We start from the raw sequence: 26,222 nt of genomic DNA on the forward strand, positions 1-26,222 counted from the left end.
AGGGACATGAGTATGAATATGCGAATTGAAACATTTACATTAGGGCCTTTGCAAACGAATGCGTATTTGATTACGGTGACGGAGCCGGCGTCCAGCGATAGTGAACAGCCGAGGGAGCGGGCAATCGTCATTGATCCGGGCATGAATCCCAAAAAGCTGCTCGAGCGTCTCGAAGGCGTAAAGGTTGAGGCTATCCTGCTGACCCATGCCCATTTCGATCATATGGGCGGAGTGGATGAGGTGCGTAAGGCGGCTGATTGCCCGGTATACATCCATGATCTGGAGGCGGATTGGCTGACTGATCCGCGCAAGAACGGTTCGATGAGATGGCAGGACGTAACGCCGCCTCTCTCGACGGATGCTGCCGAATACGCGCTTGCGGAAGGCCAAACCTTAAATCTTCTCGGCTTATCTTTCCGGGTCATGCACACGCCAGGGCATTCTCCCGGCAGCGTCAGCTTCTTGTGCGGCAACCATTTATTCTCGGGTGATGTGCTGTTTAAATTATCGGTTGGCCGCACGGATCTGCCTGGCGGACGCGAGCGGGATTTGTATGATTCCATTCGCTTGAAGCTGTACAAGCTAAGTCCGGATGTTATTGTATATCCGGGACATGGCGGACGTACGACGATAGGGTTTGAAATGGCGAACAACCCGTATACGGGAGCATAATGCATTAGGAAGGGGCATGACGTTTGGCGGATACGAAGGTACAGCATTTTACAGAGGAATCAGAAGAGGCGCAGGGGAAATCGAAACTGACAGCAGAGCAGAAAGCGGCCGAGAGCGTGCGGATTATTAACGGCATCGCCGCGGAGTTATCCATCCCGGTAACGAAGGTGAAATCGGCTGTAAGCTTGCTTGATGAAGGCAACACGATCCCGTTTATAGCAAGGTACCGCAAGGAAATGACCGGCGAGCTCGATGAGAATGCCTTAAGATCGATTGAAGAGAAGCTTCAATACATGCGTAACCTGGAAGAGCGCAAGCGCGAGGTTATTCGTCTTATAGACGAGCAAGGCAAGCTGACGGAAGAGCTGCGTGCGGATATCAATAAGTCGGTTAAGCTGCAGGAAATCGAGGATCTTTACCGTCCTTACCGGCAAAAGCGCAAAACGCGCGCCAGCGTAGCGAAGGAAAGGGGACTTGAGCCTCTATCTGAATGGCTGTGGTTGCAGCCTCGCAGCGGCGATCCGCTTACCGAAGCAGCCCGTTATGTGAATACGGAAAAAGGGGTGCCGACTGCACAGGATGCCTTGAACGGTGCAATGGACATCATCGCAGAGAATATTGCAGATGATGCTTCGATTCGCGCGTGGGTACGCAAATTTACGTTCGATCAAGCGCTTCTTAAGACAGAAGCAAAGAACGCCGCCGAGGAAACGGTTTACGAAATGTATTACAGCTATCAGGAGCCGGTTCGCAAGCTGCCGCCCCATCGCGTGCTCGCCATTAACCGGGGCGAACGCGAGGAGGTGCTGCGTGTCACTTTCGACGTTCCAACTGCCCGTATCCATGAGCATATTCAGCGGAAGCTGCTGCGAAACGGTACGATCCAGTCTGTACGCGATTTGCTTGTTGCAGTCATCGAAGATTGTTACAAGCGTCTAATCTCGCCTTCTATTGAACGCGAGGTGCGCGGCGAAATGACGGAGAAAGCGGAGGAGCATGCGATCTCGATCTTCTCCGAAAACTTGCGCAACCTGCTGCTTCAGCCGCCCGTTAGGGGCAATATCGTGCTCGGAGTAGATCCGGCATTTCGTACCGGCTGTAAGCTGGCGGTCATTGACGACATTGGAAAGCTGCTTGAGGTCGCGGTCTCCTACCCGACGCCACCTAACAACAAAGTGGCAGAAGCGGAGAAGCTGATCAACAGCTTGATCGATAAATATAAAGTAGAATTGATCGTCATCGGTAACGGAACGGCCTCGCGTGAAACGGAGCAGTTTATCGCTGCCTTAATAGGCAAGCGTAAAGCGGCGGCAGCGGGCGGTCCCGAGCTGAAGTACATTATAGTCAACGAAGCGGGCGCGAGCGTCTATTCGGCCTCTAAGCTCGCTCAGGAAGAGTTCCCATCGCTTGATGTGGCAGAACGCAGCGCGGTATCGATTGCCCGCCGGCTGCAGGACCCGCTTGCCGAGCTTGTAAAGATTGAACCAAAGGCAATCGGAGTCGGCCAATATCAGCATGACGTGAGTCAGAAGCGGCTCGATGAAACGCTTGGCGGAGTGGTCGAATCGGCAGTTAACCATGTCGGTGTCGATGTAAACACCGCATCGGCTTCGCTGTTATCCTATGTTGCTGGCATTAATGCTACGATCGCGAAGAACATCGTGAAATACCGCGATGAGAACGGCCGCTTTGTAAAGCGTGCGCAGCTGCAGAAGGTGCCGCGCCTTGGCGCTAAGTCGTACGAGCAATGTATCGGTTTTTTGCGGATCGCCGAACCGGTCAATCCGCTCGACAGCACGCCAATTCATCCCGAGTCGTATGACGTGGTAGACAAGCTGTTTAGCGAGATGGGTCTTACGCTTAAGCAGCTGGGCTCTGAGGAGCTGAAGACTAAGCTTGCTCAGCTTGACGTTGAACGAATTGCCCCTGCGCTTGGTGTGGGCGTTCCGACCTTGCGTGATATTATGGACAGTCTGCTTCGGCCGGGACGTGATCCGCGCGAGGAGCTGCCTCCGCCGATTTTTCATACGGATGTGCTGAACATTGAAGACTTAACGCCGGGGATGGAGCTTCATGGAACGGTGCGCAACGTTATCGACTTCGGAGCATTTGTCGACATTGGCATCAAAAATGACGGTCTCGTTCATATTTCTCAATTGAGCGATAAATTCGTTAAGCGTCCGATGGATGTCGTATCCGTTGGCGATACGGTGACCGTGTGGGTGCTCAGCGTCGATTTGAAGAAAGGCCGCGTAAGCTTGACTATGCGTAAGCCTGATTAACAGCATGCAGTTAAAGGGTTCGTCCGTCAAAGGGCGAACCCTTTATCCTTTAAGAAAGAGTATGATCATCCATCACCATGTTACAAAAGGAGTGAGACGGACGATGAAGGCAGACAAAATCAGCGGATCTGCACATTCAAAATGGTTCGGACTGGCGCTGCAGGCGCTCGTTATTTTATCGCGTAAGACGGATAATTACCCAAGCGCGGCAATTGCCGGCTGCTTGAAGTCCGAGGCTACTCAGCTGCGAAGAGTGCTTGCTAAGCTTGCTTGCGCGCAAATCATCGAAACAAGGGAAGGCCGTGACGGAGGCTACAGATTGAAGCGCCCGCCCGAGGCCATTTCTCTCGCTGACGTATATATCGCGCTCAAGGTCGGAGAACCGCTCTGCAGCGGCATGCTGGATACGATAGGCATTCACGATTCCGGACTGAATATGAAATCGGCTTTTGTTGATATTGCAAACGAGGTTGAGCAGAAAACGATCGAAACGCTGCAGCAGTTTACAATTGCGCAGCTTGCAGAAAGGACCTTACCGCATTCATCAACAAAAAGTTAATTTAATAAAGTAAGTCGATTGACAAACGTAACGACACGATCTATACTGTGCATATAATATATACAGTTGATAGACATTCAACTGCGAAATTCTATAAACAGGTTTTTATTTGAAATTAACTGAGCGGAATTTTGCACAGATTAAAAACTAAATTTTTGGAGGGAACTATTATGTCCGCAACTCAAATCGATTCGCAAGTAACGGTTCAAACAAATGGCCAATCGAAGTCTTCTTTTTTCCAAGTGCTTAACGATCGTCGTTCCATTCGCAAATATGACAGCAGCGTCGTTATTTCAGAGGAAGAAATTCGTGATATTTTGGAGATCGCTACGAAAGCTCCATCCTCCTCGAACATGCAGCCATGGCGTTTTCTCGTTGTAACCGACCCGGAGCTGAAGAAGAAGCTGCATCCGATCGCATTTAATCAGCAGCAGGTTTTAGAAGCCTCGGCAATCGTTATTGTGCTGGGCGACTTGGAAATGTACACTTTATCGGATAAAATCTATGGCGCGGCCGCAGCGGCGGGCTATATGACAGAGGAAGTCGCAAATAACTTTATTGCGAACTCGACCAAAATGTACTCCTCGCTTCCGGCAGAACGCTTGAAGGAAATCGTCGTATTTGACACAGGTCTTGTAGCGATGCAAATTATGCTGACTGCACGCGCCAAAGGATACGATACCGTTCCTATGGGCGGCTACAATCGCGATCAAGTGAAAGAGCTGTTCAATATCTCGGACCGTTATTTGCCTACGCTGATGCTTCCAATCGGTAAAGCGTCTGCCGAAGGCCATCCAACAACCCGCTTGCCGGTCGAGGATATTACTTTTTTCAACGGGCTATAACAGCTGGTCTAAAAGAAAGCGAATATATAAAACCGGCCTTCGTTAGCGGAAGCCGGTTTTCCCGTTTCTGTAATGAAACGTCTATATTTCGTTATAATTTTGCCGGCTGCATGCCCCGCCAGAGCCGGTAAGCGAATAAGGACAGTGTTAGAAATAGACCGTATATTCCAATGGCAGCTAACATATTTTTCGGATTGCTTATAAGATTGTCGCCTACTGTCACGAAGAGCAGCATGGCCGGCATTTTGCCAAGCGACGAGGCGATTGCGTAAGAGGTAAAGGAAACGCGGCTTAAAGCTGAATACATATTGATAGCGATTGACGGGATAAACGGAATAAGCCTGGCAAACAGAATGGTCAAAAAGGCGTTACGCTCGAACAGCTCCGTCAGTCTTCCGATGCGGCTATAGCGATGCAATACGTGTACGCCCCATTCCCGGAATCCGTATCGAATGAACAGAAACATAACAATAGAAGCGGCCGCCGAACCTGCCCACGCAGCGAATCCGCCAAGCGCGGGTCCAAGCGCCGCACCGATTAATCCCGAGACAACAGGGTAAGGAATAACGGGAAATAGAGCCATTAAAGCAGCCATGAGGATGACGAGAGGAACATTGTCCGCCTGCTGAAGCCATGGCAATATCTCGTCGCCGTATGTATAAAGAACGAATGCAGCAGCTGCATAAATGATTACCAAGCTTATTTTTTTTAACATGGTTTTCTCCCGACATGTAATTGCCTATATCATACCACAGCCGAAGATGAAATTCAGATGCTGGACGTATGCCCTCTAAATCCAATTCGGTTGGTGCAGTTTGTTTTCTTAAATTAAGAAGGCTTAGATGACCGCCCAGACAATCGAAACGCGCAGGACCAATTGGTCCTGCGCGTTTTTTTACTCAAATATAGATCGTTATGAGCTTCGCATTTGTAACTCTGCTTATATTTCACCGCGAAACGGTTTGTTTCCAAAAAGTGGCTTCAGCCGCTTGCGATTATGTGATCCGATTGGGATCAATCATTGAAATTCGGTGACGCCGCCTTGTTCCTTCGGACTTTGTTTGTTACGGTAGAAATACCAGCAGTCGTTAAGCAGCTTAATTTGTCTGCGATCTTTTTTCTGAAAAGCGCGCATCAGTTGATTGCACAGCCACTGTGGCATATACTTCGTCCTCCTCCCGGGGCCTAACTTATTGTAATACTACAATATGGAGGAGGGCGGGTGTCCGTGCAGGTCCAAGGCTAAATGCTCTGTTCTTCTTCGTATTCCTCGTACCACTGCTCGAGTTGAGCTTGCAGGGCGCGTATTTCTGTCAACAGCGAGATAAGCGGATAGGATTTCTCTTGTACGCTTGCAAAATCCTGTTCTAAGCTGTTGATGTAATCGAGCCCTGAGACGATGGAGATCGACGAATCGTGCAGCACGACATCGTTGCACTCCGCTACCGCGTAAGGCAAGCTCGGAACGTTCTCGGCAGTCAATTTATCGATTTCTTTATGAAGCCGCAGGTTAAGCGCGCTTAATTGATAAGCGTGCGAATCGGGCATCTCAACGAAAGAGATGCTGTCATGTTGTTTCAATAAGACGTAGCGCATATTTGCCATAGTAATTATTGGTCTCCCCTCGGTTATTACCGTACTTCTCATGCGGATTTTTTACGTATTTAATAATTCCTACTTGACAGTGTAGCGTATCGCGGCTTTAAAATTCAAGTAGTTGGGGGAGAATAATCGATGAATAATGAAGCGCTGCAGCAATGGGTTGAACATATTTCAACAGTCTTTTTTGGTCGGCCGTTCTTGCATCAAGCGACATTCAACAGCCGTTTGAAAGCAACGGGAGGACGGTACTTTACGCATACGCATAACATAGAGATCAGTCCTCATCAGCTTTCTGCCTTCGGGCTTGAGGAAACAGAAAAAATAATTAAGCATGAGCTATGTCATTATCATTTGCATATTATGAAGCGGGGATACCAGCATCGCGATGCCGATTTTAAAAATTTGCTTGCGCATGTCGGCGGCTCACGCTATTGCCAGTCGCTTCCCGAACGCGCGCAGCGCAAGCAGCAGCCGTTTCGGTACAAGCTTGTTTGCAGCATATGCGGCATGGAATATTTACGGAAGCGGAAGCTTGATCCGGCAAAGTACGTCTGCGGAAAATGCCGCGGAAAATTATTATTAAAATTGATTGACAATCAAAATACAACGTGATATATTATTACTTGTCACTTTTACTTTTCCCTGATAGCTCAGTTGGTAGAGCACTCGACTGTTAATCGAGTTGTCACAGGTTCGAGTCCTGTTCGGGGAGCCAGATTTGGAGAGATACCCAAGTGGCTCAAGGGGACCCTCTGCTAAGGGGTTAGACTGCGTAAGTGGTGCGAGGGTTCGAATCCCTCTCTCTCCGCCACATTTTTTCACAAGTGTTTGCAACGGTAAGACCGTTCAACCGGTCTTTTTTATTTGCCTTTCGAGGCTGCGCCATTGTGAAAAGCAATTATTGTTATGAATGATACGGCCCGTTGGTCAAGTGGTTAAGACACCTCCCTTTCACGGAGGTAACAGGGGTTCGAGTCCCCTACGGGTCACCATTTATCCTCAAAGTGTACAAGTTCCAAGGAGCTTGGTTACAATCACAGCGAGAGCCATTAGCTCAGTTGGTAGAGCACCTGACTTTTAATCAGGGTGTCGAAGGTTCGAGTCCTTCATGGCTCACCATTTTCTTAGCAGAACTAAGGAATTGTGAATGAAGGTTGCTCGGCTTATAAATGTGCGGTAGTGGTGGAACGGCAGACACGCTATCTTGAGGGGGTAGTGTCCCATGGACGTGCAGGTTCAAATCCTGTCTACCGCACCATAACTTACTCTTTGCCGATGTATATAGGTGAACTTAGAAGGTGTCAGTAATATGCACTTTTCTGATAGATGATGCCACTTTATATTCAGACCATAAATCTGACTAGAGAGTGGTTTTTTCGTTATAAGTTACTCGAGCCGTCCAAACAGATGCATCATTAGAGATAAGGAGCTGTAAACATGAGAATAAACTTAAACTTTACGAACAAGGGCCAAGCAGCGATTGGGAAATTTAATAACGAGGAATTGCTTGAAATTTTTGGGCGTTACAGCAACACTTTAATGAAAAAATATTCGATCGAGGTTACTGTGCCTGCTGAAGGTAATGAAGCGATCATTGAAAAAGGCACGCTATCGGTTTATGTAGATAAAATCGAATGCGACGTGGAAACTTTCTTTAAAGAACTGGGAAGAGATGTTAAGGTGCCTTTGAAGAAGAGACTTACGCCGGAAGACAAATTAGACAATGTGTTTAAAGCAGAGACTGTCGAATAAAAGCTGTGCACATTGTTTTGAAATTTTTTTTGAAAAAGTACTTGTACTCCAGCGTATAAGCTGATATAATCATTTTTGTTGCCAAAGCATTATAAAGATTTTTGTTCAGAACGGCCCGTTGGTCAAGTGGTTAAGACACCTCCCTTTCACGGAGGTAACAGGGGTTCGAGTCCCCTACGGGTCACCATTTCCTTTGCAATCCGAAGCGATGCAACTGAAGAAACGTCCTAACTTCAAATGTGCGGTAGTGGTGGAACGGCAGACACGCTATCTTGAGGGGGTAGTGTCCCATGGACGTGCAGGTTCAAATCCTGTCTACCGCACCATAACTTATTAAATTGAAAGCCTTGCGGAGCAAGGCTTTTTTTGATTTTTTTCTCATGATTTCAGACATATATCTATTTTGAAGCATTATAAGTTTCACTTTATTCGGTGCTTATTTTAACGAATGGAGAGGACTGATTTTATGACGGACGGACTGCAATTTCGCGAGAATGGAGCCTTTACGATTCTGCAGTTAACGGATATGCATATTGGCAGCGAGCCGTGGAATGATGAAGATGAGCGGGCACTTTCGCTGGCTGCGCGTCTGATCGCCCAGGAACAGCCCGATCTGATCGTCTATACCGGGGATCTTATATGGAGCAAAGGCGTACATAATCCGATTGCTTCGTTCCGCAGAGCAATCTCGCCAGCCATTGAGTCCGGTATTGCGTGGGCCGTCGTATTCGGCAATCACGATGCGGAGGAGAACGTAACGCGTCAACAGCTAATGGCGATTGCGGAGCAGCAGGCTGGCTGCCTGTCCATAGCAGGGCCGAATGAGCTGAACGGAATCGGCAATTACGCCTTAGCGATTGGAAGCTCGCAAGCGGACAAAGCGGCTGCTATTCTTTATTTCTTCGATTCCGGAGCGACTGCCCCGGAATCGGTCGGCGGATATGATTGGATACGCAGCTGTCAGGTGGAGTGGTACCGGAAGCTGGCTAAGGATTATCGCCTGCAAAATGAAACGGCACTGCCTGCGTTAGCCTTCTTTCACATTCCGCTTCCGGAATATAAGGAATGTTGGGAGCTGGGCGCAGAGAGCGGAAGCAAAGGCGAAGAGGTATGCTGTCCGAAGCTGAACAGCGGACTATTTGCGGCAATGGTCGAGTCGGGTGACGTTACGGGTACTTTTGCCGGACATGATCATGACAACGATTATTGCGGAACGCTGCATGGCATTAAGCTCTGCTTTGGCCGCGTAACAGGTTATAACACCTATGGCAGCTTAAGCCGTGGAGGAAGAGTTATTCGTTTGACGGAAGGCGAGCGCGCATTCGACACGTGGCTTGCGCTGGATGAACCGTCCTCTTTGTCCGGCTAAAGAGCCAGCCCGTTAAAGCTGGCTTTTTGCCGTTGCGAATGGGTTAGCTTGCTGCGTAGTTGTCTTGATTACTCTATTTGCGCTAGGCTAAGGCCGGATCGTTACACGCGTATGGATGGGGACGAGCTTTGACAAAGCTAGAACGTCGACATTATACATGCGAATGCAGCCGTGTGAAACCAGATGGCCGATGGAGGAAGGATCGTTAGTGCCGTGGATGCCATAATGGGGCTGGGATAGTCCCATCCAGAATGCGCCGAAAGGACCGCCTGGATTTGCTTGCTTGTTCACGATCGTGAATTCGCCAGCAGGCGTCTGGGTGACCATTCTGCCAATGCCAACGGGAAAGGATCGAGTGACGATGTTGCCATCCAGCAGGTGCAGCTGACGATCGGAAAGATCGACGATAATACGGTAGTTTGGCATAGTAGCTTCACTCCTTTCCACTTATGCTATGTATGGATGCGGAGATTTGTTTCATCGGATATACAACAAGGGGCGCCTGCAGCGAGGCGCCCCTTTCCTATTTAATGCTTCGAAAACTCATGGTCGTTGGACAGTTTTAATACGTCAAACACTTTGAACAGCAGGCTGAGCACAATTGCGACTACGGTTGCGAGAGCCATTCCCGATAGAGAGAAATCCAAGATCGTAAGCTTCACGCCGCTAAGTCCCGTTACAAGAACAACCGTTGTGAGGAATAGGTTAGTAGGCTTGCTGTAATCCACCTTGGATTCAACAAGCATCCGAAAGCCGGATGCGGCGATAACGCCGAACAGCAGCAGGGAAACGCCGCCCATAACCGGCTCTGGAATGGCTGAAATGAGTGCGGAAAATTTTCCGGAGAACGAAAGTACAATCGCAATGACTGCCGCGCCTCCAATAACAAAGGTCGAGTAGACCTTCGTAATCGCAAGCACGCCGATGTTTTCCCCATAGGTCGTGTTTGGGGTGGACCCTACAAAGCCGGATAGGATAGTAGAAATTCCGTTGCCCAGCATAGAGCGGTGAAGGCCGGGATCCTTCGACAGATCTTTGTCCACGATGTTGCCGGTAACGACTAAATGCCCGATATGTTCGGCGATGACGACAAGCGCTGCAGGCGCAATGGCAATGATCGCCGTCCACTGGAACTCAGGGAAAGTGAAATGCGGCAATTTTATGAAGCTGCTCTCGGCAACCTTGCTGAAATCGGTAAAGTCCATAAAATAAGCAAGCACATATCCGGTTACGATACCGATCAGAATCGGAATGATGCGCATGAATCCGCGGAATAGTACGGAGCCAAGCACGGTTACGGCAAGGGTAACGGTGGATAGGACAACGATTTTTGGATCCGGCGACCATACAGCGGGATCCTTGTCCAGCGGGATAATCCAACCAGCCATTCGTGCTGCGACCGGTATAAGCTCTAAACCGATTATAGCGACGATAGCGCCCATGGCTGCTGGAGGAAAGACGACGTTGATCCAGCCGGTTCCGGCTGCTTGAATGATGAGCGCGACGATCGTAAAGATTACGCCCGATATAATAAATCCGCCTAAAGCAGCCGCATAGCTGCCGCCTCCTGCAGCCTGATCGCCGATAACGGCGCCAGCCGGCGCAAGGAAGGCGAAGCTTGAGCCCAGATAGGCCGGAATTTTGTTGCTGCATACCCAAAGATAAAGCAGCGTCCCGATTCCGTTCATGAGTAAACAGATAGCCGGATCAACGCCGAGTATATTTGGAACGAGCACGGTGGAACCGAACATAGCAAATAGATGCTGCAGGCTAAGCAGCAAGCTTTGCAGGGTAGGAGGTCTATCATGGACCCCGATTGCTTTTTTCATTTGATTAAACTCCTTCTATGATGTAGGTTGTCTAGTTTTGGCCCTTGTCGATTCTACCTAGTTCTGCAATGGTTTGGCAAGTGTTTTCTTATATAGGATGGTCATAAATGCATACATTAATAATGAAGGAGTACAGGCAGAACGGAAAATGCGAGTCGATGGTTTCGACATTCAGCGGCCAGCGGACATTCAGGATGTGTGGGATATTGCCAAATAACGATAGCGGTTATCGAATATCTAATGCCCCAGAAGCAGTGTAGTTTGCTTTTGGGGCATTTTTTGGCTGCGCAGGCCTGCAAAAGTCAGTTGGTTTGGAGTATGAATCGTAACATTCTTGGCTGGTTCGGCATTCAAATCACCTATACACTTAACAAAGAAAGCGCTTTACACATGAATGCAACAGAGGAGGAAATGATGTTGAACAGATTGAAAACGGGGAGAGGCTTGTTTGTCATTTTAGCGTTGGTTTTATTGTTTCAGACGGCCATGATCGCTCCTATGGCGCTGGCAGATGAACAGGCGGCGGACGGGAATGCCGGAAGCTATTCCTTTGAGGCGGAAGCGGCCGGCAATCAGCTGAGCGGGAAAGCCGCTGTCAAAGACTGTGAGCTTGCCGTCGGTTGTTCCGGCAATCAAATGGTAGGCAATCTTTGGGGAGGCTCCGCTTTGCAGTTTAACGGTGTGAATGTAGCCGAGGGTGGCGTCTATGCGATGACGGTGCATTACATTTCAGGCGACCCAAGGTCTTTTGCGGTCAGTGTGAACAGCGGGGGAAGCGACCGTTATGATCTTCCGAAAACGGCGGATTGGAGCACGCTTGGCACTTACGAGATTCAGCTGGAACTTCATCAGGGTGAAAATACCATCCGCATCAGTGATGAGGACGGATACTCTCCGGATATCGATAAAATTGAGCTTCGTTTGATCGATTCCGGATCCGGAACGGATCCAAATGAACCACCGGCTGGCAATGGACAAGTATATGAAGCGGAAGCACCGGCAAATACGTTAACGGGCCATTCCGTCATACGCTCTTGCAAAGCGGAAACCGAATGCTCCGGCGGCAAGAAGGTAGGCGATATCTGGGGCGGATCAACGCTGCAATTCAATCAGATAAACGCTCCAACAAGCGGTATTTATACCTTAAAGCTGAGCTATATCTCCGGTGATCCCCGGCCTATAGCCATTAGCGTGAACAGCGGTGAGAAGGAAACCTACACACCGCCGCAAACCGCAAGCTGGGACACGATTGGCGTCTTCACTATCGAGGTGGAGCTGCAAAAAGGCAGCAATACCATTCTGTTCGACGATAACGGCGGCTGGTCGCCTGATATCGATAAAATCGAAATAATCAGTTCAGAGGCCCCTGGCGAGGAGCCGGACGATGTCGACGGGATTGGCAATATCGGTGCAGAGACCGACACCGCTATTTACGGTTCAATCAAGGTGTCGGAGCACGAGACGGGCGTGACCTTATCGAATGGCATTTACAAAATCACTTATAATACGGAATCCGGCCTTGCTGCATTCGATTGGAACGGCAAGACGATAGCGAAAGGCATGTATAGCAGCATTCTGTTGGATAAGCAGTTGGACAGTAAAAACTATGCTGAGCATCTGTTCGCTATGAACAAAGTGGAGAAAATAAAAGACGGCCATGGCAAAGGAATCCGGGTGACGATCGAGAATCGCGAGCCGGGCCTTCCAACGATGAAGCAAATTTATCAAATTTATGATCGTTTGCCGTATTTCTTGGTTAGTCAACAGGTTAAAGGCGACGAGACGCTTAGCACGAATGAAATGTCTCCTGTTGTTCTCAATTCTACGGGAGGCATCGATATCGGCAGCTACGCGGACAACAGGGTTCTCATTGCTCCCTTCGATAATGACGCGTGGTCCAGATATCAGGCGCGGACCATTAATACGAGTCTGAACACGAACAACTATGTCAGCTCGGAATTGACGGCTGTTTACGACAATACCGGACGGAACGGCTTAGTCATCGGATCGGTGACCCATGATCAGTGGAAAACCGGCATTTATTGGAGCGGCTCCGCTGATCGCTTGAACAAGCTGAAAGTATACGGCGGTTTCTCCTCGCCTACCTCGACGCATGATACGATAGCGCATGGGAAAGTGACGGGAACGACATTAACGTCGCCGCAAATTTTTATCGGTTACTATACGGATTACCGTGAAGGTCTGGAAAGCTACGGCCAAGCGAACGCAGCGGTTGCGCCGCCTCTCGAATTCGAACGCGGAGTTCCGAAGGGCGTAGCGGTGGGCTGGAATAGCTGGGGCGCTTACGAAAGCCATTTAAGCTATGACAAGGTTGTAGCTGTATCCGATTTCTTTAAGGAAAATTTACAGAAGTCTTCCTTCGCGAATAAAGGTAATGTTTATATTAATATGGATTCCTATTGGGATAATCTATCCGAGCAGCAGCTTAAGCAAGCAGTCCAGATTATTAACAAAAACGGACAAAAGGCCGGTATTTATTATGGTCCGTTCGTCTACTGGGGCGATAATATGGGCCAGCTGGTAGAGGGAACGGGAGGGAAATATACGTACGGCGATATCATCCTGAGGGATCAGAATGGCAGCCCTCTGCCGAAGGTGGACGGCGCTTATGCGATCGATCCGACTCATCCGGGCTCCAAGCAGCGTATCGAATACTATTTCAATCGTTTTCTCGATTACGGATTTGAATATATTAAGATTGACTTTCTAAGCCATGGCTCCTTCGAGGGCAAGCACTTTGATCCGAATGTTCAAACAGGTATTCAGGCTTACAACCAGGGCATGGCGCATATCAATAAGGTGCTGGGTGGAAAAATGTTCATCAGCGCTTCGATCGCTCCATTATTCCCAAGTCAATACGCCCATGCGAGACGGATCTCATGCGACATTGACGGCACGCTGAGCAGAACGGAATATCAGCTTAACAATCTGACATACGGCTGGTGGCAGAACGGAACGATCTATCCATATACAGATCCCGATTATATGGCGCTCGTGAAGGGCGGCTCGTTTGCTGCCTCGCAGACCCGGGTCAATTCTGCTGTCATTTCCGGTACCGTATTTCTAAATTCCGACGATGTAAACGATCCGGCAGCGCAGGAGCTGATGAAGAAGCTTCTGACTAACAAGCAAGTAAACGATGTCGCGCTTAAAGGCAAAGCGTTTAAGCCGGTCGAAGGCAATACCGGAACGGGCGCTGCGGTTATGTTTGTTATGCAGGAGGGCAAGGATTATTATCTCGCCGTGTTTAACTATACCAATGAGTCCGTAACGAAGACGATAGATTTCAAACGATCCGGTATTCCGGCTGCTTCTAATGCCAAAGTTGTTGATCTGTGGACGAATGAGTCCAGTCAGGTTACAGGACAATTGACAGTGAGCTTGGACGGTGCGCAATCGAAGCTGTTCAAAATTACAGTGAAATCTAGCGGCAGCATGGATCAGAATTAAAGGGCACAAACGGTTGCTGCCTTACATTTGGCGGCTAGGCTAGTTCATAGGAATCGATAAAAGGAAATCCCGCCGGTACTGCTGCAAAACGATACAGCAACAGATCTTCGGATTGCGGCAGGAGGATGGCGTTCCATTTGAACGATTTAATTCGATTTACTGAAACTAATGGAAGATCGCTACCCGATAGAGGCCATTTAGTTTGATTATGTCTAATTAAACAGCGTAATGGGAGAGCAGCTTCTAAAAATGACCGATTACGTTTGTAAAATAGAGCTAATCCGTCGTACTCGCAACCCAAACGCGAATTAGTTTTGTGAAGTCAAACTAAATCACTTTTTACATCATCGTATCGGCCGCATTCACCCGCTTGCACAAAATCCCTAAAAAAATGGCTGTCTCAAAAGGTCTAATAACCTGAGAGACAGCTTCTTTTTTTATGGACTCATCGCCCTGGAAGACGAATCGTGACTGTCGTGCCGATGCCCAGCCTGCTGAAAATAGTGACGCCGTAGGACTCGCCGTATAACAGCTTAATCCGGTTGTCTACGTTGCGAATGCCATAACCCGACAGGGTGTCGCCGCTGGCCGGCAGCTCCAGTCCGCTCCCGCCTTGCATTCGCATGCCCATGCCGTCATCAATGACTTTAAGCACGATGTCGGGACCTTCGCGATAAGCCTTAATCATAATGTTAATGCCGAGCTTGTCATCCCAAATGGCATGGTTCATCGCATTTTCCACGAACGGCTGAAGCGTCAGCTTCACGACACTGCAGGGCAGCACTGATTCATCGATCTGATAGTGTACGCGGATAAGATCGGCGAACCGCACTTGCTGAATGGCCACGTAGTAGCGGGTAAGCTGAATTTCTTCATGAATCGATAGCTGATTTTTCCCTTTGTTCAACGATATCCGGTAAAACTTAGCGAGATCGGTTACCATTTTATTCATCCGCTGGTCCGAATTCCGGATGGCAAGCGATGAGATGGAAGCGAGCGTGTTGTATAAAAAATGCGGGTTAATTTGTGCCTGAAGCACATTCATTTCCGCTTCCTTCTTATCGATTTCCTTCTTATATACATCGGAAATTAAATTGCTGAGCCGCTGGGACATTTTGCGCAGCACATTCCCAAGCTGACCGATCTCGTCCCGGCCGAGCGGCCGAATGTCGAAGAGCTCGAATTCCTCTCTTTCGATTCGGCGGATCATGCCGACTAAGTACTCGACGCGTTTGGTGAACAGTCTGGCTGTAACATAGATGAGCAGCGCCATTACGCCAAAGCTGATCAGCGCAAAAATTAAGATCCGCTTGGCTGTCTGATTGGCTTTGGACAGGAAGCTGCTGTAGGGGACAAGCGAGACGCTCTTCCAGCCGAACTTGGTCGTATTGTAGACCACCAGCATTTTCTCTCCGTTAAAGGTGCTGTCGAATCTGCCCTGTCCGCCGGCGGGAAACGCATCCGGGACGTACTCGCTGATCGGACGGTTCAGCATGCTTTTGTCCTTCGCGGACATAATAATGCCATGATCGTTAACGATTAGAACGGTCTTCTCCGAAGTTTCCTTCTCCATCAAGCGGAAGATGTCCGATTCCAAAATATTGATCGTCAATATGCCGTAAGCATCGTCAAGATTGCTTATATTGAGCATGCGCGTCAGCGTAAACATAGGCGGCTGGTCAACAACGGACGGCGTAGAAATGAATCTAACGTTCCCGTACGTGTCAAGAAGCGAGCGATAAATAGATGACTTTCTAAAGGCATTGTCCATTCTCTTAATATATATGCCGTCGGCGGGCAGCGAATCATTATTGATATAAATAGATATCGAATGGATATCAGGATTCGTAGTTAACATATTAGAGAAGCTGTTATTGATATACTGGTAGGCATCGACGAACAGGGAAGGCTCCTCCGTATAGTTGTTCGTCAAATAAGCACGCAGCGTATTGTTTAAATACAGCGTGGCAGAAAGTTTCGTGTACGTATCCAGCTTATTTTCCAGATTCGTATTGATTTGAGCGACTGATGATACAGTGTTCGTGTACATTTGGTCAGAAAGCTCGCTCTTAATCGTTTGATACGAATAGGAGACGAAAAAAAGCAAAGGGATAATGCCGCCGAGTAAAAACATGACAAACAGCTTTTCTCTTAGACGTAAATTGTTAAAAGGCCTGGTCAGCCATCCTGCTAGCCTTCTCATGCGCTCTCACTCCAGCCTATAAATACATTTTCCGGTATTCGTTAGGGGTGCTGCCTCTATGCTTATGGAATATCGAGCAGAAATACGAGACGTTCTCATACCCTACGCTATGGGCAACCTCACGTACCTTAAGCGATTTATCCTTTAATAAGTCGGCTGCCCGGTTCATTCTAACCTTCGTTAAATAATCGAGAATCGTCTCGCCCATCTTCTCCTTAAAAATCGTACGGATATAGTTAGGTGACAGATAAACCTCCTTCGCAATCTCTTCGACAGTAAGCGGAAGATGATGCCTCTCGTTAATTAGCTTTACGATCTGGGCGGCTACCGCTTGGTTGCGGTCCACATCCCTCTCGCTTGCCGCCTTCCTCATCTCCTCACAGAAATGCGTAACATAAGCCTGAATAGCGGCAGCGGAGCTCAGCGTCGATATTTCCTTCCAATGATCGACCAGCAGCAATTCTTTAAGCGAGCCCGCTAACAAGGCAGAGAAATGCTGTTCTAGTGCGGATAACAGCCGGATAATCGTTCGGATGGCAAAATTCCGGTCGATCCGCTCTTCTCTAATGGTTGAGAATAGCGATTCGATTTGCATGCTGATCTGCTCGGCGTCTCCAGCCTGAATAGAGGAAGCGAGCCTGGCAGCATGCTGCTCGCCGTCATCATCCTTCTGTTTAGTCGGCTTCAGATCGCTTAGGTCTATAACGGCTCCGCTCAGCTTGTAAAACTTCTCATCATTGCAGGCCCGCGCCTCGCAGTAGGCATCCCAAATCATATGAAAGCCTTTATGCGGGGCGGACAAGCCAATCGTGATTTGCGGACCGAAGGATTGAGCGAGCTGCTCCCGGAACAACTCCCAGAAGGCTGCCGCGGCTGCAGCCGGCTTATGTTCATCCTTCCATTGAAAGAGAACGAATAAGGCATGCGGCTCGGCTTCAACCAGTATAAAGGTATCAAGTCTTTGCTTTGCTTCGGTTCGAAACAGCTCCGTTCTGTCGGTGGAAGCTAAGTCAGAAGGGAGCGGAGCCGTAGCGGGATATGCTGCAGTTGAATCAAAGGTGACGTAAACGGCGGCAAACTCTCTGCTTGCCGTGAAATCGGTCGCACTAAGCTCCCATTTGCGAGTCCAATCGCTGCGCTTCTCCGCATGCGGTTCGCGTATAATGCGCATCATCAGCTTCTCCCGCACCCAGTCTCCGCTTTGATCCGCTAATTGCTCCTCCTCGCATTTTTTCTTCACCTTCTCAAGCAAGGCGAGCAGCTCTTCCATGTCGATCGGCTTCAATAAATAACCGGTCGCTTCAATGTTAAGCGCCGCCTTAATATATTGAAACTCGTTATGCCCGCTCAAATAAATGATTTTTACATTCTTATCTATTTGCTTGGCTCTTCTTCCGAATTCAAGCCCGTCCATCATCGGCATCCGGACATCCGTTAGAACGATGTCGGGTTTTAATTCAGCAAGCTTGCCAAGCGCTTCTTTGCCGTTGCGCGCCGTTCCTGCGACCGTAATTCCGATTTTGTTCCAAGGCACATAATGCTCCATCGTTTCGAGTTCAATGGCCTCGTCATCCACTATCAAAATGCTGTACACGGTTGTCCCCACCTTTTTATCATGTATCGGGATGTTTTACTAGTTTATCCGCTATGACGCATTTCAACAATGGAGCCTTCGGAAGTGTGTCGATTTGGGATACGAATCGTTAAATGCTTGTATAGAACGGACCGCGCGGCAGACCTATAATGAAGTCACAAAGCAACGCAAGACTGGCAGGAGGCTATAAAATGGAATCGATATTGAAAGCGGAAACAAGTAAATCCGTTCCACCGAAACGCAAGCGCAGCATCGGAAATGCGAATGTATGGGGCAGGCTGAAGGAGCAGCGGTTGTTGTACCTGCTTATGCTTCCGGCTTTGGTCGTAACGCTCTTATTCTCTTACGTGCCAATGTTTGGCTTGTACATGGCGTTCATTAATTATTCGCCGGGGGGCGGCTCGTTTTTCGGACAGTTTTTCACGACGGAGTTCGTTGGCCTCGATTGGTTCAATTACTTTTTTACGAATGGCGATTTTTACAGGGTTATGCGCAATACGCTGGCCCAGAGCTTTCTGTCCCTCCTGTTCGGATTTCCGATGCCGATTATTCTTGCGCTAATGATTAATGAGCTGCGCAATGGCTGGTTCAAACGGACGTTTCAGACCGTTTCCTACATGCCTCATTTTATATCGTGGGTCATTGCTGCGAACATCATCATTACGGTGCTCTCTTCGGGAGGGGTCATCAACAATCTGTTAACCGGGCTTGGACTCATCGACGAGCCGATTCAATTTATGCAGAAAGGACCGCTGTTCTGGTGGATTATCGCCTTTTCGAACACTTGGAAGGACATGGGCTTTAACGCCATTATGTACTTGGCCGCCATCTCGGCGATCAACCCCGAGCTTTACGAGGTGGCGAAGGTAGACGGGGCGAGCCGTTTGAAGCAAATGCTGCATATTACGCTTCCGTCGATCAAACCGACCATTATCATTCTTGCGATTCTTGCGGTAGGCGGTATTTTGAACGCGGGCTTCGATCAGCAATATTTGCTGCAAAATAATACGGTGCTGCAATATTCGGAAGTTATCGATACGTACACGTACAAATATGGTCTGCAAAACGGGATGTTCTCTTACGGTGCAGCTGTCGGTTTGTTCAAATCGGTCGTCGCTTTCATCCTTGTCATAAGCGTCAATACGATGGCCAAAAAAATGAACGAGCAGTCATTGTTCTAATGCAAAACAATGAAAAGGAGAACATGTCATGGTAAAAGCTAAAAATGATTTTCTGTTTATGTCCGTTGTCTATCTATTTATCATCGCGGTTTTTATCATCACCTTTTATCCGTTCTGGAACATCTTCATTATTTCGCTGAACAGCGCCGAGGACACGCTGCGGGGAAATTTGTATTTGTGGCCGCGGGATTTCAGCTTGGCCAGCTATAAGCAGATTTTGTCGGACAGCGAGATTTGGCTCGCGATCAAGGTTACGGTGCTGCGCACCGTAATCGGCACACCGCTCGCAGTAGTCGTCATTAGTATGCTTGCCTTTTCTCTAAGCAAGCGCGAGCTTGTCGGAAACCGCTTCTGGTCGCTGTACTTTGTGTTCACGATGTATTTTGGCGGCGGACTCATTCCTTATTATATGGTGCTGAAGAGCCTGCATCTGATCGACAGCTTCATGGTGTTCATTCTGCCGGGCATGATGAACGTGTTCTATATGATTATCGTCCGGACGTTCATGCAGCAGCTGCCGCAGGAGCTTGACGAGTCGGCCAAGATGGACGGCGCTAATTATTTGCAAATTTTCTTTAAAATTATTTTGCCGCTGACGACGCCGGTGCTCGCGACGATCGGAATGTTCACAGCGATCATGCATTGGAATTCCTGGTTCGATTCCTACGTGTTTACTTATAACTCAGATCTGAAGACGCTGCAGGCGGTGCTGGTCAAAATTTTGAACCAATATCAAACGAGCTCGATGGTTGGCGATGCGCAGCAGCTGGCCGATGCATCCAAAAGGCTGTCGGTTTCGCCGGATACGATCCGTATGGCAGCCACAATGGTGGCAACGCTTCCGATAGTGATGGTTTATCCTTTTCTGCAAAAGTATTTCGTGAAGGGCATGACGCTGGGCGCTGTCAAAAGCTAATGAAACGTTATTTTGCTGGAGGTGATGCGGCCTGGCGCGGCCAATGATTTTGGATTGAAATGTACTATAATAAGATCACATATAAGGGGGACTTCTACAATGCGTATTAAAAAATGGATCGTTTTATTTCTTGCCGTTATGGTTGTCGTTTCTGTATTATCGGCCTGCGGCTCTAACAATTCGAAAAATAGCGGCAATTCCGCTGTTGGCGAAAACGGCACCGCGGATGAGACGTCTAACGAACCGCTTACGCTTACTTTCTTCGACAAAAATACCGGAGATAAGTTCAGCAACGAGGTCGCGGCGGAAATTACGAAACGGACGGGCATTACGGTCGATATTCAACAGCCGACCGGCAATCCGGCGGAGAAGCTTAATCTGATGCTGGCGAGCGACGATTTGCCCGATATTATTTTGTTCGAGAGAAGCAGCGATTTGGTTAATAAATACATCGAGTCGGGCGCTATTGTTCCATTAAATGATTTGATCGATAAATACGGCCCTGACGTAACGGAAATGTACGGAGACGTGCTGAACAAAACGCGCTATAAGGACGGGAAAAACTATTACCTCTCCAACTGGTACGGCTTTGAAAGCGAGCCCGTATTCGGCTTCAATATCCGCAAGGATATTATGAAGGAGCTGGCGCCTGATAAAGCGGAGGGCGGCGTGCCGTTCACGGCATCCGAATTCAAGCAGCTGCTTCAGGATTTTAAAGCGAAATACCCGAATATGGATGGCAAAGAAACGATTGCCCTGTCGATGGATGGAGAAAACTTTGGCGGGTCGCTGGGCACATTCAAAGGGATGTTCGGCATGATGCCTTTCTTCGAAGATAATGGCGTATTAAAGTTTGATGTCAAAAATCCGAAGTATCGCGACATGATTTTGTACATGAATGATTTGTACCGCTCCGGCTTGCTGGATAAAGAATGGGCGATTAACAAGAAGCAGGTATGGGAACAAAAATTGGCTGCTGGCACTGTGCTTGCTGCAACGGGCGCTTATTGGGAGGCCGGCGGAGCGAATACGATATTGTTGAAGGATCGCGGCGAGGAATCGCAGCTGTTTCCTTACAAGGTTGTCGCTGACGGGGTAGATCCGGCCAAAACGACTTATGGCGGACGCAGCTCGCTTGGCTGGGATGCGATCACGATTACGAAGAAAAATAAAAACCCGGAACGCACGATGCAGTTTATGAACTTCCTGGCGAGCGAGGAAGGGCAATATTTGTTGATGTGGGGCATTGAGGGAAAACATTGGGATATGAAGGACGGCAAGCATACGCCGCGTCCGGAAGTGCTGCAAGGCTTTAAAAATGATTGGAATGCTTACACGAAAGAAACGGGCATACGCAAATGGACCTGGTTCATTAAAAACGGGAAGGGCTCCGACGGAACGCCGTATGATTTGCCGGGACGCTATGAACGCGGCGCAGTCGATAAAATGGCCATTAAAAACTTGTCCGACTCCGTTTATGATTCCGTGCTCTACGACGGACTTGGACCGCAGGGCGGAACGCCTGAAGCGCTTAATGAGCAGAAGGTGAACGATATTGTGAAGCAAGCTTTGACGAAGGCTATTATGGCGAAAAGTGCCGAAGAAGCAAACGGTTTATTCGATAAAATGTTGAGCGATATGAAAGCGGCCGGCGACGAGAAGGTTGAGGCTATTTACACGAGCAACTACAAAAATCGCGTGGAGCTGTGGAAATAACCGTAAGGGCAAGCATGAGGAGGCCGGCACAGCCGGCCTCCTTTAATTTCAAAATAGGAGCTGATCTAGAGTGAAGAACGGGGAATTCAAGCTGGAGCATGTCAAGGATGAATATGTAGTCGGCAATGGGGTTATTCAAGCCGCGGCGAATTTGAAGGATGGAAGCGTAACGCTAAGGTGGAGCAGCGGTGAAGCGCTGGAAGGGCTCTATGCGGAAGCGCGTTATGGTCTAGAGCTGCTGCGTTCAACGTATTACAGCAGGCATCGCGTAAACGAGGCTCAGGTTCAAGAGATAGAGGATGGCTTTGGGCGCGGCATACGCTGGACGCTAGAGCATGAAGAGTTTGGAAAGCCGGCACTGCGGCAGCATTTCCTCATGTATGAACAGCTTCCTTATTTGTTAACGGAGCTGGAAGCAGAAAGCGAATTCGAGTGGGAGACCAATGAGCTGACGCCGCTCGCAGCTTATCTAAATGACGGGAGCGTTGCACAATTTGGGGAGAGCTCCGAGGCGGGAGAGGAAATAAGAGCATTGTTTGTCCCGTTCGATAATGACAAATGGGTTCGCTTTGCATCGCATGCGATACCTTGCAGCGTGCACAGCTATGAGGCAACCGCCATTTATCGTTCTATAAGCAGAAACGGCTTCGTCATTGGATCGGTAACGCATGATCGCTGGAAAACGGGCTTAGTTGTGGAAGGGACGTTTGCGGAAGCGGTCGGCAGACTTCGCGTTTATGGCGGAGCAGCAGATATGCAAACAAGGGATACGGTTGCGCACGGTTCTATCCGGGGCAGAAGCATTGTATCGCCGACCATTTTTGTGGGGGCTTTCTCAGATTACCGCGACGGATTAGAGGCGTATGGCAAGGCCAATGCGGTATGCTCTCCCGCTCTCCCGTGGGAAGGCGGCGTGCCGATGGGCTGGAACAGCTGGTCAGCCGTGATGAGCAGGCTCGATTATGATGTATATACGCATACTTCGGATTTTTTTGCAAAGGAATTGCAGCGAAATGGTTTCGCTGACGATAATGATAGCTTATATGTCAATTTTGATGCGTTTTGGAACAGCTTGCCTGAGGAGCAGCTTAAAGACGCCGTTCGACGGGTAAAGGAAAACGGACAAAAGCCGGGCATTTATTATACGCCGTTCGCTTTCTGGGGAAATGATCCGGATAGTCCGGTTGAAGGAACGGACGGCAAGGTGCTTTACCGGGAAATCCTTATTAAGGATCAGGCAGGGCAGCCGCTGCCGAAGCTGGATGGAGCGTTCCCGATTGATCCGACGCATCCCGAGGCGCAGGCGCGAATCAAGAGAAGCCTGGACAGCTTTATCGAAACAGGTTTTGACTACGTGAAATTGGATTTTTTGACGCATGGCGCGATGGAAGGCGTATTCCGTGAGGAGAGCGTGCGAACGGGTATACAAGCCTATAATAAAGGTATGGCGCTCATACGCGAGACGCTTTCACCGGAGCGGGTCGGCCGTCCGTTTTTAATCAATTTATCGATAGCTCCTTTATTCCCGCATGGCTATGCGCACAGCCGCCGTGTTTCCTGCGACGCTTTCGGGACGGTTAACGATACCGAATACATGCTTAACGCGCTTACCTACGGCTGGTGGATTAATGACAGCCTCTACCGTTTTAACGATCCGGACCATGTCGTTCTTTACAAAAGCGATAATCAGCGGCCGACCAGCGAGCATGAAGGCAGAAGCCGATTGAACAGCGCTGTTATTGCTGGCACCTCGCTGCTGCTCGGCGATGATTACCGAATGGAGGAAGCGGCGCGGCGGGCAAAGGAATGGATGACGAACCGCGAGGTTATGGCGCTTGCGCGGCGCGGCGAAACCTTCCGGCCGGTTGAGGGCATAAGCGGCAGCAAAGGCGAAGACCTGTTTGCGCTGAGCGCCCGGGAAGGCACTTACGTTGCCGCCTTCAACTTCGACGCGGAAACGGAAATGGTTAAGCATGCATCATTTGCAAGAATAGGCATAGATTCGTCTAAGGGGATAGTCGTTCGGGATTTATGGAGCGGACAAGAGCGGCGTATCGACTCAGCGGACGGCGAGCATCGCATTGATCTGGCGCCGGCTGAGTCTAAGCTGCTGCTATTTAAACATGCTTAATTTTAACTAGGACAGCTTAAAACGCAGAAAAACGAAGATAGCTGAATGTTTAGTAGGATAAACAATAAAATTTGCGAAAAATCCGTGACCTAAGGCTTACTTTCCCGTATTATCCCCTATAGCGATTTTTTTTGAAAAATATGACAAACGCTTGAAAGGGGAGAGATGTCAGTGAGCTTCACGGATCAAAACCAGAATCAGAGTATGGGCGTCCGCAGGCCGCCGGAATTCAAGCCAGATACGGTGAAGAAAATCGTAATCGGTGTCGTTGCGGCAATTATTATCATTTTTATAGGGTCGTCTTCCTTCTACACGGTACAAGAGCAAGAACGTGCCGCCATTTTAACTTTCGGGAAGTATTCGAATGAAACTTCAGCAGGACTGCATTTCAAATGGCCTTATCCGATTCAGCAGGTCATTACCGTTCCGGCCGAGCTGACGCAGCGGATACATATCGGCTACCGTCAGGAAGGCTCGGAGGCAGTTCCGGTCGAAGAGGAAGCGATGATGATTACGGGCGATGAAAATATAGTATCGGCGGATGCGGTTGTGCAGTGGAAGATAAGCAACATTCGCGACTACTTATATAACATTTCGGATCCCGAGCAGTTTTTGCGTAATGCGGCAAGCTCCTCGATCCGTGCGGTAATCGGTTCAGAGAAGCTGGATTATGCCATCACAGACGGTAAAACGGTCATTCAGGACAAGGTTCGGGAGAAGCTGATCGAGCTGCAGGCCAAATACCAAACAGGCATCCAGATCATTGATATTAAGTTTCAGGATATCGAGCCGCCAAGCGGTCAGGTAGCGGAAGCCTTCCGCGAGGTAACGAACGCGCGCGAGGAGAAAAATACGAAAATTAATAATGCCGCGAAGTACGAAAACGATCGCATACCGAAAGCGCGCGGAGAGGCGCAAGCTCTTCTTGAGAATGCGGAAGGCCAGAAGAAATCGCGGATCTTGAATGCGGAGGGTGACGTTGCCAAATTTAATGCGATATACGGGGAGTACAAAAATAACCCGAATGTTACAGAGAGCCGTTTGATTCTGGAGACGCTGGAGAAAATATTGCCGAATGCCAAAATATTTATAACGAATTCAAACAGCGATACGGTAAATTATTTGCCGCTCAATGAGCTGCTGCGCGGCGGATCGGGCAGCGCTGCTCCGGCAGCAACGCCGCCAGTCACGGAAGCTCCGCAAGGAGGTGACGCACAATGAAAAGAAAACAATGGTTAACGCTTATCATCGTGCTGGTTGTTCTTATTTTGGGTTCAGGCTCGATGTATATCGTGAAGGAAGGCGAATACAAAGTCGTGCTTCGGTTCGGCGAGGCAATGAGGGCCGTATCTGAGCCAGGCTTACAGTTTAAGCTCCCGTTTATTGAGAACGTGTCGATGCTGCCTAAGTATCAAATGACTTATGAGAGCAGTCCGACCACGATACTGACGAAGGATCAGAAGCCGATCGTAGTAGATAACTACACGGTGTGGCGCATCACCAACGCATCGCAGTTTTTGAGAACGGTGCAATCGGTCAGCGGCGGCATTCAGCGGATCGACGAGGCGGTGTATAACTCTGTCAGACGGAAGCTGTCGGAGGTCAATTACGATAATATCATTAGTGAGAACACGGCGCGGGGCAACATCAACGACGAGATTACGAAGGATGTTGTAGCGGCGTTGACAAGAGATAATTACGGTATCGAAGTTATTGATGTCCGGATTAAGCGTACCGATTTGCCGGAGGAAAATAAGCAGAGCGTGTACAACCGGATGATTTCGGACCGTCAATCGATCGCGGCCCGCTATTTGTCCGAGGGAGACGAGGAATCCCGCAAAATTACTTCAAAAGCGGATCGTACAGCTACGGAGCTGATCGCGCAAGCTGAGGCCGATGCGAAAAAGATTGTGGCCGAAGGCGAGCGTGAGGCGGCGGTTATTTATAACAAAGCATATGGCAAAGACCCGCAGTTCTATAATTTCTACCGGACGTTGGAGAGCTATGCGACGACATTGAAAAATGAACCTGTCATAATGTTACCGATTGATTCCCCGTATGCTAAAATTTTGTTAGGCCAATAATCGAGAAGCCCTTCGC

Annotated in this window: 21 protein-coding genes and 7 tRNA genes; 21 read left to right on the forward strand and 7 right to left on the reverse strand. The window is 49.0% G+C overall.

What is annotated here, in order from left to right:
- Positions 1-18 precede the first annotated feature (18 nt).
- The 4 genes from AC0YNZ_RS08900 (at position 19) to AC0YNZ_RS08915 (ending at position 4,358) form a co-directional block, all read left to right on the forward strand.
- Entirely contained in the window at positions 19-672 is a 654-nt protein-coding gene (locus AC0YNZ_RS08900; RefSeq protein WP_475826497.1) for an MBL fold metallo-hydrolase, read from the forward strand.
- A gap of 23 nt (positions 673-695) precedes the next feature.
- Positions 696-2,954, forward strand: a complete 2,259-nt coding sequence (locus tag AC0YNZ_RS08905; RefSeq protein ID WP_475826273.1) for a Tex family protein — start codon at positions 696-698, stop codon at positions 2,952-2,954.
- A gap of 103 nt (positions 2,955-3,057) precedes the next feature.
- Positions 3,058-3,513, forward strand: coding sequence for an RrF2 family transcriptional regulator (locus AC0YNZ_RS08910; protein WP_475826274.1), 456 nt, complete (start codon positions 3,058-3,060; stop codon positions 3,511-3,513).
- Positions 3,514-3,683: 170 nt separating this feature from the next.
- Entirely contained in the window at positions 3,684-4,358 is a 675-nt protein-coding gene (locus AC0YNZ_RS08915; RefSeq protein WP_475826275.1) for a nitroreductase family protein, read from the forward strand.
- A gap of 91 nt (positions 4,359-4,449) precedes the next feature.
- On the opposite strand, the gene AC0YNZ_RS08920 is transcribed toward AC0YNZ_RS08915, so the two are convergent.
- From AC0YNZ_RS08920 to AC0YNZ_RS08930, 3 genes are all read right to left on the reverse strand, one after another.
- Positions 4,450-5,073, reverse strand: coding sequence for a TVP38/TMEM64 family protein (locus tag AC0YNZ_RS08920; RefSeq protein WP_475826276.1), 624 nt, complete (start codon positions 5,071-5,073; stop codon positions 4,450-4,452).
- Between the two features lie 303 nt (positions 5,074-5,376).
- Positions 5,377-5,520: a cortex morphogenetic protein CmpA gene (gene cmpA, locus AC0YNZ_RS08925; RefSeq protein ID WP_475826277.1), complete on the reverse strand. Its 144-nt coding sequence runs from the start codon at positions 5,518-5,520 to the stop codon at positions 5,377-5,379.
- Positions 5,521-5,600: 80 nt separating this feature from the next.
- Positions 5,601-5,963, reverse strand: coding sequence for a hydrolase/acyltransferase (locus tag AC0YNZ_RS08930; protein ID WP_110769717.1), 363 nt, complete (start codon positions 5,961-5,963; stop codon positions 5,601-5,603).
- A 129-nt stretch (positions 5,964-6,092) separates the two neighbouring features.
- On the opposite strand from AC0YNZ_RS08930, the gene AC0YNZ_RS08935 reads away from it, so the two are divergent.
- The 10 genes from AC0YNZ_RS08935 to AC0YNZ_RS08980 all read left to right on the forward strand — a co-directional run bounded on the left by AC0YNZ_RS08935 (position 6,093) and on the right by AC0YNZ_RS08980 (position 9,081).
- Positions 6,093-6,572 carry a SprT family protein gene (locus AC0YNZ_RS08935; RefSeq protein WP_475826278.1) on the forward strand — a complete coding sequence of 160 codons (480 nt, stop codon included), beginning with the start codon at positions 6,093-6,095 and terminating at the stop codon, positions 6,570-6,572.
- Positions 6,573-6,599: 27 nt separating this feature from the next.
- Positions 6,600-6,675 (forward strand) — tRNA-Asn (locus AC0YNZ_RS08940).
- 5 nt (positions 6,676-6,680) lie between these two features.
- Positions 6,681-6,771, forward strand: a tRNA-Ser gene (locus tag AC0YNZ_RS08945).
- Positions 6,772-6,877: 106 nt separating this feature from the next.
- Positions 6,878-6,952 (forward strand) — tRNA-Glu (locus AC0YNZ_RS08950).
- A gap of 51 nt (positions 6,953-7,003) precedes the next feature.
- Positions 7,004-7,079, forward strand: a tRNA-Lys gene (locus tag AC0YNZ_RS08955).
- A 54-nt stretch (positions 7,080-7,133) separates the two neighbouring features.
- Positions 7,134-7,218 (forward strand) — tRNA-Leu (locus AC0YNZ_RS08960).
- A 179-nt stretch (positions 7,219-7,397) separates the two neighbouring features.
- Complete coding sequence (locus tag AC0YNZ_RS08965; RefSeq protein ID WP_475826279.1) at positions 7,398-7,712, forward strand: hypothetical protein; 315 nt, start codon at positions 7,398-7,400, stop codon at positions 7,710-7,712.
- Between the two features lie 112 nt (positions 7,713-7,824).
- Positions 7,825-7,899, forward strand: a tRNA-Glu gene (locus tag AC0YNZ_RS08970).
- Positions 7,900-7,953: 54 nt separating this feature from the next.
- Positions 7,954-8,038, forward strand: a tRNA-Leu gene (locus AC0YNZ_RS08975).
- 140 nt (positions 8,039-8,178) lie between these two features.
- Entirely contained in the window at positions 8,179-9,081 is a 903-nt protein-coding gene (locus tag AC0YNZ_RS08980) for a metallophosphoesterase family protein (RefSeq protein ID WP_475826280.1), read from the forward strand.
- Between the two features lie 87 nt (positions 9,082-9,168).
- Here the strand turns inward: AC0YNZ_RS08980 and AC0YNZ_RS08985 are convergent, their stop codons facing one another.
- Both AC0YNZ_RS08985 and uraA read right to left on the reverse strand, forming a co-directional pair.
- On the reverse strand, positions 9,169-9,507 hold the full coding sequence (locus AC0YNZ_RS08985) for a L,D-transpeptidase (RefSeq protein WP_475826281.1): 339 nt from the start codon (positions 9,505-9,507) through the stop codon (positions 9,169-9,171).
- Between the two features lie 101 nt (positions 9,508-9,608).
- Positions 9,609-10,910, reverse strand: coding sequence for a uracil permease (uraA, locus tag AC0YNZ_RS08990; protein ID WP_475826282.1), 1,302 nt, complete (start codon positions 10,908-10,910; stop codon positions 9,609-9,611).
- Positions 10,911-11,228: 318 nt separating this feature from the next.
- Between uraA and AC0YNZ_RS08995 the strand changes: the two genes are divergently transcribed.
- Complete coding sequence (locus AC0YNZ_RS08995) at positions 11,229-14,381, forward strand: carbohydrate-binding protein (RefSeq protein WP_475826283.1); 3,153 nt, start codon at positions 11,229-11,231, stop codon at positions 14,379-14,381.
- A gap of 445 nt (positions 14,382-14,826) precedes the next feature.
- On the opposite strand, the gene AC0YNZ_RS09000 is transcribed toward AC0YNZ_RS08995, so the two are convergent.
- Positions 14,827-16,584 (reverse strand): sensor histidine kinase, encoded by a 1,758-nt coding sequence (locus AC0YNZ_RS09000; RefSeq protein ID WP_475826284.1) that lies wholly within the window; start codon positions 16,582-16,584, stop codon positions 14,827-14,829.
- Between the two features lie 16 nt (positions 16,585-16,600).
- Positions 16,601-18,178 (reverse strand): response regulator, encoded by a 1,578-nt coding sequence (locus tag AC0YNZ_RS09005; protein WP_475826285.1) that lies wholly within the window; start codon positions 18,176-18,178, stop codon positions 16,601-16,603.
- 191 nt (positions 18,179-18,369) lie between these two features.
- On the opposite strand from AC0YNZ_RS09005, the gene AC0YNZ_RS09010 reads away from it, so the two are divergent.
- The 6 genes from AC0YNZ_RS09010 to hflC all read left to right on the forward strand — a co-directional run bounded on the left by AC0YNZ_RS09010 (position 18,370) and on the right by hflC (position 26,206).
- Positions 18,370-19,359, forward strand: a complete 990-nt coding sequence (locus tag AC0YNZ_RS09010) for an ABC transporter permease (RefSeq protein WP_475826286.1) — start codon at positions 18,370-18,372, stop codon at positions 19,357-19,359.
- A 28-nt stretch (positions 19,360-19,387) separates the two neighbouring features.
- The gene (locus AC0YNZ_RS09015) at positions 19,388-20,275 is read left to right on the forward strand and encodes a carbohydrate ABC transporter permease (protein WP_475826287.1); all 888 of its coding nucleotides are present in this window, start codon (positions 19,388-19,390) and stop codon (positions 20,273-20,275) included.
- A 99-nt stretch (positions 20,276-20,374) separates the two neighbouring features.
- Entirely contained in the window at positions 20,375-21,991 is a 1,617-nt protein-coding gene (locus tag AC0YNZ_RS09020) for an ABC transporter substrate-binding protein (RefSeq protein WP_475826288.1), read from the forward strand.
- A 70-nt stretch (positions 21,992-22,061) separates the two neighbouring features.
- Entirely contained in the window at positions 22,062-24,122 is a 2,061-nt protein-coding gene (locus AC0YNZ_RS09025; protein ID WP_475826289.1) for an alpha-galactosidase, read from the forward strand.
- Between the two features lie 171 nt (positions 24,123-24,293).
- The gene (gene hflK / locus AC0YNZ_RS09030; protein WP_475826290.1) at positions 24,294-25,343 is read left to right on the forward strand and encodes an FtsH protease activity modulator HflK; all 1,050 of its coding nucleotides are present in this window, start codon (positions 24,294-24,296) and stop codon (positions 25,341-25,343) included.
- Positions 25,340-26,206 carry a protease modulator HflC gene (gene hflC / locus AC0YNZ_RS09035; protein WP_475826291.1) on the forward strand — a complete coding sequence of 289 codons (867 nt, stop codon included), beginning with the start codon at positions 25,340-25,342 and terminating at the stop codon, positions 26,204-26,206. Before hflK ends, hflC begins: the two co-directional genes overlap by 4 nt.
- Positions 26,207-26,222 lie beyond the last annotated feature (16 nt).

It is taken from the genome of Paenibacillus sp. J2L1-98, assembly GCF_056269405.1.